Raw genomic sequence first — 10,981 nt, 5'->3', positions numbered from 1 at the left:
GGCAAACAAGCCGTTCTTGATGAACTGTGGGCTTCGGTAAGAACAACCCTGAAACCACCCTATAAAGCAGTGGCACACCAGTTTATTGCAGACGGCGATTATGTAGTAGTGGAAGCCAGCGGCCAGAACACTACACCTGATGGGAAACTATACAATAATAAATATTGCTGGGTATGCCGCCTCTCGGCTGGCAAACTGCATGAATTGAGGGAATATATGGACACACAATTGGTAACGGAAACATTCCAGGGATAACGCTAATAGTACCAAATGAATAAACCGGAAAAATTCTGGGGTAACAGCGCAACAGATCAGCAACGAAGAGATATCGCCATTTTTGCGTGCGCCAGCAAGCCTTATTTTTATGAAGCCATCCGTCAAACCGGCGCCTATCCCCTGGTATGGACCACGCACCTGCTATCGCCGGAAGCCTATACATTGGTGCCTGTGATCAATGGATGGGCACAGCGTGAAAAGCCTGCAGTTATCCTTGAGCAGGTAGCCCTTTCATACCACTAATACCAGAAATGCGGTATGAAAGGGGCCAGAAAATTATTTACTACCGGATGGTAGTTCATTGCGCCACCCTGATCTCATAATCTTCTACCAATCCATAATCATAAAGATCATACTCATTTCCCGGGGGCTGCGTTTTAATATTATACCATTTGCCGGGATCCACCAAACCGGGAGCAGGCTTATTATAAAAGGGGCCCAACACATTTTTTAAACTACCAATAACAGTCACTTCAATCTTATTGGTTCCTTTTTTTACGAATTCCCCTATAGGGAGTGTATTAGGCTCGGCAGTAACTACGCCGGCAAACACACCATTTACTTTTACAGCGGCCACCGTACCTTTCCATTTGCCTAATTCCACGGCATATGATTTAGCCGGCGTATCTGTTGTAAATGTTTTCGTATAGGTAACACCGTTACCATATAAAGGCAAGCCCTGTTTATTCCAGTCGCCAAGCTGTAATGGCTGAGGCTTCACAATGCTCCAGCCATGGGATGCGGCTTCCAGGCTGAAATCGCCCAATATATACACCGGTTCAATTTCTGCATAAACGCTCATGGGCGACACCGTAATAGCCAATTCATTATCTCCTGCTTTTACATAACTGCCTATACGGTATACCCCGAAGGAACGATCCAGCCACCATTGCCCCGGCTCATTCTTAACGGCTACGCCATTAATTTTCACATCATGCCAAAGCCCCGGCTGCTCTGTCGCTGCTTTGAAATCCCTGGTATCAGTACCCTCTTTCACCGTAAAATGATAAACAGCGGTGTATCCTGTTCCGGTAGAAAATGTATCGCGCTTAACGATCGCATCTTTAAACTGGGTACGGTTATTCCATGGATTGCCCACACCATCTGTAAAACCATGATGCTTAAATGCGGTATTGGAAGCCAGGCCAACATGTATCTGTGTATAAACGGTATCCGGCTGGTGCAGATGAAGATCGCAGAAGTCAATCGTAAGACTGTTGTCCGACTGCCTGCTTACGGTTGTCGTAGAGGCGTTTACGGTAGTCCATTTTCCCGGTGATGCAACTGCTGTATAACCCGGTAATTTCTTATCTGCAATAAAGAACATCCTGCTCCCTGCAGGCGGAACATCAAAGTTAAAATGTACGTCCTGGCTATGCTGTGAATAATTATAACGGGAAATGCTTCCGGCGTCAAGATCCATCTGTAATACATCCTTTCCTCGCATACTGATAGCGCCTGAAGAGGCTTCCGTCATGCTGGCATTGGTGAGCAACAACAACTCCCCATTGGCCAGTTTACGGCGCTGGTGATAGATATTACCACCTATGCTTTCCCGGTTGTTTCCTGCAATACTGAAATTCTTATTGTGAAACAACGCCTGCAATTTATCCTGGCTTACTTCATGGATCTTTCCCAGCTGCCTGATAGCCGCAAGTTCCTCATTAGCGGCGCCGTCTACCAAACGTAATTGTTCAAAACAAATCACTTCTCCCCCATTAGCAACAAATGCTTTCAATAAACGGAAAGTAGCGCTGTTGATGCTTTCCATTCCTGGTGGTATCACTACTGTTTTATAGGCCCGCTGTCCTATTGCAAAGCTGTTTCCTTCCACACGTCCATTATCTTTGATGATGTTTTCTGAGCCTAAGTCGTACTCCAGGAAAGAGCGTTGCATCATGGTCACAAAATCATTGAACCGTTTGGTGATATCGAAGAAGCACTTATGTTCTGCATCCCTGGCGTAATACATCCATGCGGAAGTAGTAGGCTCTATGATGAGGATATCATTATACTGCTGTCCTTGTGACAACAGGTAGGAAAGACGTGTGAAGTAATGATTCACGAAACGGTAATAAGGCCACCACGGCTCATGATAAGAGAAGCTTGGGGGATAATCATATTTACGTGCACCCGTTAACGTGGTGAATGATAAATGCTGGTTGAGGAAGTTCACACCCAATACAAACTCCCAGTCGGCCAGCCGTTTCATATCCTTAAAGGTAAGCTCCCAGCCGGCGCCGCCATAGGTTTCAGATAGGGTGCGTGTTTTACCAAGCTGGTTGGCAACGCTTCCCAGCTCGCGCACCGCGCGGATATTGCCAAACTGCACGGGCTTGTCTTCATTAAACTGGTTAAACAACATATCAATACCTGGCATCTGGTGCCAGGCGTACATCGCCATATTATCAGGGCCATGATAAGGACTTGGCCAGCCATGTTCCCAGTAATGCCCGGTCCAGGTAAGCTGATGATCCTTCATATACGCGGCCACTGGCTTAGACCAGCGGTCAACAAACAATTCCAGTAACACCTGGTAGTAATTATGACGCACCCGTTTCCAGTCGCCCACTTCTTTAAACAACGACGGCAGATGCAATTTCAGATCATAGTGCCAGTCCTGGTAAAACCGGTCGAACAGATCGGGCGTCCATCGTACACAGTTACGCCCTTCATTAATGATGGTAGGCTCATCAGAAAAAACGCCTTTGATGGTTTTCCCAAATTCTTTACCCACCACTTTTTCATACCCTTTATAGGTAACGTCAATAAATTTATCCGTAACACCTTTCGCCATCAGGTCTACATAAGACACACCAATAGGGCCTGCCACTGAGCCGCGGTTCGACCTTTGATAATTTACTTTCCTGAATAACTGGTAATGACCGGTCTTTCCAGCTTCTTCCTGTAGATGACCGGTGATATCTCTATAAACTCCTTTTTCTTCTTTCAAACATAAAAAGAACGCCGAAACATCTGCAGGCAACTGTGTTACATCTTCCATATACAACATTTGCCCCTGGTTGTATGCTTCAGGCATCTGCTCTCCTACCAATCCACCGGCAAAACCGGTGGGATAAGAGTTCTCGTCGTAGATCCAGATATTAAGCCCCAGCTTTTTTCCCTGCTCTACGGAATACTCAAATAAGTCGAACCACTCCTTTGATAAATATTCGGTAATAAGCCCCGGCCGGGGATGAATGATGATACCACCAAAATCATTTTTCCGGTAATCATTCAGCATGGAATCGATATTGCTTTTGGTGATTTTCGTATTCCATACCCAGAATGGTACCGTTCCATAGTCCCGGCCAGGACTTTTAAAACCGGCAGCCACCTTTTCAAAGCGTTCTAATGGCTGCTGTGCCTTTACACCGGAACCAACAAATACAGCAGTAACAGTTAAAACACGGAATAAAAATTGGCGGATGCGCTTGTGCATAGGTTATTATTATTTTTCAGTTTTATGATTATCCAGAACGGTGCGCGAAATAATGCTTCTGCGGCCCGCCGGAGTAACAACGATGGTTTTAAGGGTGATCGTTTTTCCCTTGGGAACAATAATGGTGACCGGCGCTTTGTATTCATGATCATAATCGCCCGGAGGCCGGTTGTTCACCGTGTAATAGATCCTGGCTCCCGGTACCGGCGGCTGCGCTACCTCAAACCGGAAACTACCGGTTACGATGGTAGAATCGGTGTAACTAAAAACACCGGGCACGCGGTAATTGATACCGGCTTTGTCAAAACGCGCCAGGTGTAATGGTAATGCTGTGCCGGCGAAACGAAGATAGTCCTTTGCCGTTTCATCCGACCATCCCGTTTCGGCCAGCGCCAGCATACGTGGAAGCATCATATATTGGAGCTTGGAAACATCGGGGATGTTTTCTGTCCATATACAAGCTTCCACGCCCATAATATGTTTACGTTCTTCTGCAGATAATGCAGGATATTCGGGGTTGTATTTATACGCTTTCCATGCAGGGGCATCGCCGCCATGACTGGAAGGCTCCTGGTCCGATGTGCTTTGGGCATAATCAAAATAAAGCCCGTTACCACCCGGCGCCAGTACTATATCCAGCCCTTTCCTGATCTGCTCAATAGCGCCCTTTTCGCCAAACCGGTTCATCACAGTGATATTCTCTTTTACCTTGCCCTCTGCTATCTCATCCCAGGCGATCAGTTTTTTGTGTTTGGACTGAATGATCTTATTCAATCTTGAAATAAAATAACTTTGCAGCTCGTGAGTGTTACTGATATGATGCGTTTTCATAAAGGACTGTACAGCGGCATCTTTCTCCCAAAACCCTTTATAACATTCATCTCCCCCGATATGAATATACGGGTAGGGAAATAAGGCGGCTACCTCTCCGAATACTTTATCGAGAAATGTATACACCCGTTCATCAGTAGGATTAAGAGAATTGTCTATATACATTTCATAGCCCCCTGAGGGGAACCATTTGGCAAAGCTGCTGCCGGGATTTACTTTAATCTCTTTATTACGTGTTACACACAGCTCCGGGTATGCAGCAATAGCGGCCATTGAATGGCCCGGTACATCAATTTCCGGCAGTATTTCAATATGTCTTTCTGCAGCATAGCGGATCACCTCTTTCACTTGTTCCTGTGTATAGAACCCGCCATCGCTGGCCTTTTCACCGGGTTGTGGCGGCAGGGTATTGCCTCCGAATTCGATACGTGGCACACGCCAGGCGCCTATCTGCGTAAGCTCAGGACAGCTTTTGATTTCCAGCCGCCAGCCCTGGTCGTCGGTAAGATGCCAGTGAAAACGGTTCAGCTTATAGTAAGCCATCATGTCCAGCAGATCCTTGATCTGTTCTACTGTAAAGAAATGCCGGGAAACATCCAGCATAAGCCCCCGGTAACCAAAACGGGGAGCATCTTCTATAGCGACGCAGGGAATAGCAACACTTCCGCTTACCGGTTCGGAGAACAACTGCAATAAGGTTTGCATTCCGTAAAACAGGCCCGCATTGCGGCCGGTAAGCGTAATACCGGCCGGCGTTACCGATAACCGGTAACCTTCTTCCGGTAATTGTTCTGCACCATTGGTAGTAATAACCAGTCCTGCATTTTCTGCAGTACCTGTTGCTGTCTTGTTGTTAAATTTCCAGCGACTGAAAAGCTGACCGGTGAAGTAATCAACCACACGCTGATCTTTCACATCAGCCCGGATCAGTGTACCGGAGTTGAAAATAAAACTGCCGGTATCTGATTTTACTGAGCGCGGCATAGGAATCAGCGCCGGCGCAACCTGTTGCGCTGTGCAGTTTCCAACACTGAAGCCCAGTAACGCCAGGCAGCAGGCATATATTCTTACATATTTGCTAAAGTACATTACTGATAATTGTCGTAAACTATTTTCACTTTATAGAAACAGGCGCCGTTCACTATTCTCGATCCCTGCCATTGTCCACCCGAAGTGTAGAAATCAACCGTGCTGGACGACCAGTTATTGAGCGAGCAACTTACTGCAGGGCGTGGATTTTTATTAGCATCCGGGCGCACCAGTACAATTTGCCCGCTGGGCTGGTTCCCCATTCCCTTCACAAAAGTGAGGTTGTTGGTAGGGGCCATGGAAAAGGTTTTCGTAGTTTTATTGAAGACGTATTCCCCTCCGTTGGTAGTAACCCACAACAAATTGGTATTGCCGTAATAAGCGCTCACTTCATGCCCCCAAACAGTGGGTAATGTAACCCGGTACTGTTTTAATTCGGTGAGCTCCGGGTTGGCGTCTGTTCCGCCAACAGCCAGGGCTGTGAGTATATGCGCATTGTTGGTTAAGTCCTGCCCTATAACCCATAACCCGTTAATTACGGGGTCCCACAACACCGCATGTGCGGCGCCCAAAGTAAACTCCGCATAGGTGCTGTTATCAGCTCCCTGTGAAGCAGCATACACCCTGATCCAGTTACCATCAGAAGCGGCCAGGGCGATATTGCCATTGGGCAGCAGTTCTGCCGAATGCAAATTGCCACTGATCAATTTTGACCATACGCGCTGCCCGGATGGATAAGCCACCAAAGCAGCCATCCCGTTATCGCTGATAGCCGCATAACTGGCATTTTGCCGGGTTGTCATTTTCCGCACTTTGAAATCGGTACCACCTCCAAAACTCTTGATTTCATTGGCGCTGAAACCCAGTCCTGTGGTGGGCGACCATGTCCACTTTTTTGCCTCCGCAGTATTCCAGTCGGTCACCATCGGATCATACAACTCTATCTGTTTGGAGGCGTCGTTGGTGAGTGCCAGTTGTAACCCCGGGTAAGGAACCGGGGTTACAACTGGCGGATTAGTTGGAGGATTGGGAGTATCTGTTCCTCCTTTTTTACTGCAGGCCATTTGAAAAATAACCAAAGCCACTGCAATGCCCGACAGTATTACTCTTCTCGTCATATCAATAATAGTTTGGATCAAATGCTTTCGCTTTATAGATAGCAGCCCCGCTTACGGTACGGGAACCCGCAGCAGCACCGGTGGTGGCGTTATAAAAATCAACCACGGATGTGCACCAGTTATTACCAGGAGCCAGCGGGCAGCCTGAACTGGGCTGTGTTTCTATCAGTATATTCTGAGCCGGCTGGCGGCTGACAGATTTTACAAAAGTTCTGAATGATGCTGTTGGTAAGGAGTCGAAGGTGCCGGTAGAAATATGAAAAGTATACGTTCCTCCATTGGTGCTAAGCAACAGCTGATCGGAATTATCCGGGTCAGCAGAAAGGTCATGGCCCCAGGGACTTGGCAATGATGCATAAGTCGTTACCAGGCGCAACTTCGGATTGGTAATAGTGCCGCCGGAAAGAGCGGTATTGTACTCATACTTTCTCAGTTGGTTTCCCAGCGCCCAGAGGATCTGGTGCGTTTCATCCCAAACCACCCCATGAGCAGCCGGAAAAGAATACTGCGTATTTACACCATGATTAGGCGAAGGTTGTGAGGAGGAATAAATCCGGATCCATCCTATACCTCCTTTCTGACCTGCGCTTGCCACCACGCAATTGCCATCAGGCAGTATTTCCATGGCGTGCAAACTGGTGGTGTCATTAAAACCCATTACCCACAGTTTCTGCCCCTTTGTACCGGTACCGGTATAGCGGGCAATGGTAGCCAGCCTGTAGGAAGTGGCAGTGATCACCTGCGCGGTACTTGCAAACGCGGTGTTATTCCGCACCTTGATATCTGTAGGCGCCGCCCAGAGCGGTATTTCGCTGGTGGCATCGTAAGACAATGCCGTGGTAGGTTTCCAGCTCCACTTTCTTGTAGTGGAGTTCCAGGTGGCATCCGCAGGATCATACACCTCGATGGTGTTCCCTACTTCGTTGGTAAGCCCTACCCAGCAACAGGTAGCCAGTTCTGTTTGGGGCTTTACTTTTTCCGCTGCTTCATCTTTGTGTTGCAGCTGATCTGCCTGCCGGGAGCAGGAAACTACCGTTAAAGCCAATACTATCACCATCCAATTCACACAGGTAGACTTTAAGCAGGCGTTACCTGCTTTCATCATAATGTTTTGCATGAGGGTGAGTTTTAGTTATCGTAACCTGGATTCTGTATAAGTTTATCGTTGAGTAATATCTCCGCATTAGGAATCGGGAACAGCAACCGGTTCTGGGTAACATTATAGCTGCCCGGCTGCAGGTAACTATACTGCGCTTTCTGTTTAACGCCAAAGGCATTCATTACTGTAATGGCATTACCGGTACGTACCAGGTCCAGCCAGCGCTTATTTTCAAAGGCCAGTTCTACGCGTCTTTCCTTTAAAATAATAGTTTGTAAAGTAGCCTGGTTTGTGGAGGTAATATTATGGGTAGCATCGCCGAAGGCTCTTTCTCTTACCATATTCAGGTAAGGTAATGCTTCACCGGATTTGCCCTGCTGATTCAGGCTTTCCGCCAGCAGCAGCAGCGCTTCCGAATAGCGGTATACCGGCCAGTCGTCGTTGGTTTGGTTACCGATCGTATGTGCATGCAGGTACTTCCGGGGAAACGGCCGGCCTACTTTACCGGGAGGCGCTACATAACCTACTACCGATTTCACCGCTGTTGCCGTAAAGTCATCAGTGGCATTAAAGGTGCCCTCTGCTATCGCGATAGACGCATCCAACCGCTGATCGCCTGCTTCATAGGCATCGATCAGATCCTGCGTAGGCGTATTAAAACCACCAACGGTAGTAACGCTGTTGTAGTTTACACCGGTTACCACGGTAGTATTCACCATCCGCGGTAAAAAGTTATAGATAGAAGCTTCCGTGTTGGCCTGTGGTACCGCCAGCCCTGTGTTGAACTGGATCTCAAATATGGATTCCCTGCCGTTCTTGTTGGCCAGTTCAAATGCATCGCCATATTTCGGGAACAGGCTATAGCCCATTGCGGTCACCTGTTTTAAAGCGCCTTCAGCGAGATCATATTTTTTCAGGGTGAGATATACATCTCCCAGCAGGGTCAGTGCTGCGCCTTTGGTAGCGCGACCGGTTTGCGGGAAAGCCGGTGCAGCCAGCTTAGCGGCAGCGTCGGTAGCATCGGCAATGATCAGGTCATATACCTCCTGCGCAGAAGCGCGGGGGATATAGGTTTCTTCACGGCTGAGCGGCGCACGTTTATAAATGGGCACCCCGCCATAAAAACGCACCAGGTCGAAGTACACGAGGGCACGGATAAATTTCGCCTGGCCCAGGATGGAATTACGGCTGGCATCCGACAGTTTGATATCGTCGATATGATCAATGATCACATTGACAGCTGATATCGCATTAAAACCAAGATTCCATTTCGGAGGCGTCTGGTTATTATATTTATCATCCAGGAAATCGGCCACCGCCAGGCGATTCATGGTAGCTACCGCCTGGTCGGATGATTTATAATCGTAGTGCGTATTATCCGAACGCATTTCTCCCATTACCCAGGCGCTCCTGTTGTTATACATCCCGCGGAGCTGGGCATAGGCGCCGTTTACAGCCAGGTCGAAATCGTTCTGCGTTTTAAAGTAATTATTCAGGTTTACATTGTTTGGATTGACTTCACTAAGAAATTTCTTACAGGATGCCGTTGCCAAACACAGTATCACTAATATTATACAAGAGATTTTTTTCATTTTTACTGATTTTTAAAGGCCAAGGTTCACTCCAAACGTAAATGTTCTTTGCAGGGGATAAGCGCCCAGGTCTTGTCCCTGCTGTGTTACAAATGCCAGTCCGGCGCCGGCGCTTACTTCCGGGTTGCCCGGGTAACTGGTGAAGATGTATACGTTTTGTCCGGATGCATATACCCTGAGACTCTTAATAACAGGCGTCCTGAATTTTCTCAGTGTATACCCCAACGTTATATTGTTGATGGTGAGATGGGAAGCATCGTGAATAAACAGCGTATTATCGGTACGATAAGCCGCTGTAGTGTTAGCCAGGGTACGCGCTACCTTTCCGTTACCAGGATCGGCTTCAGAGCGCCAGCGGCCCAGCAGTTCCGGCGGACCATTGAACACGCCGTCCAGGTTGTAGGTACTTTCCTGCATACCGTTTTTCAGCTTGTTGCCATAAGTACCTGATACCGCGATATTCAGATCAAAGTTCTGGTACTGGAAGGTGTTGCTGAGGCCAAATATAAATTTAGGATTGGGATCGCCTATCACGGTCTGATCATCCGGGAAGGTAATTTTTCCATCGCCGTTCAAATCCTTAAACCGCACGGTTCCTGCCTGGGAAAGCGTAGTAGTACCGGTTCCATAATATTTAGGCCCGGCATCAGCTTCCGCCTGGTTTTTGAAGATCCCGTCAAATACATACCCGTAAAACTGGCCAATAGGTTTACCAACCAGGGTCCGGAAATCGGTAAACTCTGATAAGGTTATCGTTGGATCAGCAGCAAAGGAAATATTATTTAAACCGATCCTTTTAACCAGGTTGCGGTTAAAGGAGATATTAAAGTCGGTGTTCCATTTAAGTTTCCCGGTAAGGTTTTTAGTGCTTAATACAAACTCATGTCCCCATTGCCTGATATCGCCCAGGTTATCCTGTACGGTAGTGAAACCGGAAGACTGTGGAACAGGCAGTACAAATAATAAGTCTGATGTGAGCTTATTATAATAGTCGTAAGAGAAATTAATCCTGCCATCAAATAATCCCAGCTCAAAACCCACATCAAACTGCTTGTTGCGTTCCCAGGACAGGTTCTGATTGCCTAAACTGGTTTGCACTTTACCGGGAGCCAGGCCGCCGGTAAAAGTATAATTCGAATTACCAATACCAGCTACACTGGAATAGTTGCTGTTGCTGCTGCTGCCCATTTCCGAATTACCGGTTAAACCGTAAGAGGCTCTTACTTTCAGGAAACTCAGGTTTGATACCTGTTTAAGGAAAGGCTCATCACTTACTATCCAGGCGCCGCCTATAGAAGGGAAAGTACCCCATTTGTTCTCGTCGCCGAAACGTGAAGATCCGTCTCTTCTCAATGTTGCCTGTAAAAGATAACGCTCCTTAAAGCTATAATTGATACGACCCAGGAAGGACGCCATTGTCCAGGCAGTAAATTCTGATTTGTTAGTAGTAAATCTTGTAGCGGCGCTTAAAAGGCTAATGCTGTTATCCGGGTAATCACGGCCTACCATATCACTCATAAAACGGGTTGACCGTTGTGCCGTAAAACCGGCCAATACGCCCAATGAATGATCTTTACCAAACTGCTGCTGGTAG

Annotated in this window: 8 protein-coding genes; 2 read left to right on the top strand and 6 right to left on the bottom strand. The window is 47.5% G+C overall.

The genetic code is table 11. The features are described from left to right. Both VIM72_RS06735 and VIM72_RS06730 read left to right on the top strand, forming a co-directional pair. The coding region (locus VIM72_RS06735; RefSeq protein WP_332002097.1) for a hypothetical protein at nt 1–255 on the top strand (255 nt) is incomplete at its 5' end. Nucleotides 256–270: 15 nt separating this feature from the next. Next, complete coding sequence (locus VIM72_RS06730; RefSeq protein WP_332002096.1) at nt 271–519, top strand: hypothetical protein; 249 nt, start codon at nt 271–273, stop codon at nt 517–519. 55 nt (nt 520–574) lie between these two features. Here VIM72_RS06730 and VIM72_RS06725 read toward each other — a convergent pair whose 3' ends face one another. The 6 genes from VIM72_RS06725 to VIM72_RS06700 all read right to left on the bottom strand — a co-directional run. Further along, nucleotides 575–3,718 carry a glycosyl hydrolase gene (locus VIM72_RS06725; RefSeq protein WP_332002095.1) on the bottom strand — a complete coding sequence of 1,048 codons (3,144 nt, stop codon included), beginning with the start codon at nt 3,716–3,718 and terminating at the stop codon, nt 575–577. 9 nt (nt 3,719–3,727) lie between these two features. Continuing rightward, on the bottom strand, nt 3,728–5,638 hold the full coding sequence (locus VIM72_RS06720) for a beta-N-acetylhexosaminidase (protein WP_332002094.1): 1,911 nt from the start codon (nt 5,636–5,638) through the stop codon (nt 3,728–3,730). Next, nucleotides 5,638–6,696, bottom strand: coding sequence for a DUF6528 family protein (locus VIM72_RS06715; RefSeq protein ID WP_332002093.1), 1,059 nt, complete (start codon nt 6,694–6,696; stop codon nt 5,638–5,640). Before VIM72_RS06715 ends, VIM72_RS06720 begins: the two co-directional genes overlap by 1 nt. A 1-nt stretch (nt 6,697) precedes the next feature. Then, on the bottom strand, nt 6,698–7,813 hold the full coding sequence (locus VIM72_RS06710) for a DUF6528 family protein (RefSeq protein ID WP_332002092.1): 1,116 nt from the start codon (nt 7,811–7,813) through the stop codon (nt 6,698–6,700). Nucleotides 7,814–7,824: 11 nt separating this feature from the next. Further along, entirely contained in the window at nt 7,825–9,387 is a 1,563-nt protein-coding gene (locus tag VIM72_RS06705) for a RagB/SusD family nutrient uptake outer membrane protein (protein ID WP_332002091.1), read from the bottom strand. A 12-nt stretch (nt 9,388–9,399) separates the two neighbouring features. After that, on the bottom strand, nt 9,400–10,981 hold a 1,582-nt coding region (locus VIM72_RS06700; RefSeq protein ID WP_332002090.1), incomplete at its 5' end, for a SusC/RagA family TonB-linked outer membrane protein.

The sequence above is a fragment of the Chitinophaga sp. genome, assembly GCF_036569185.1.
In the GTDB taxonomy this organism is placed as follows: domain Bacteria; phylum Bacteroidota; class Bacteroidia; order Chitinophagales; family Chitinophagaceae; genus Chitinophaga.
The sequence above is the reverse complement of the archived record's forward strand: the minus strand, read 5'-3'. Positions and strand labels throughout refer to the sequence as shown.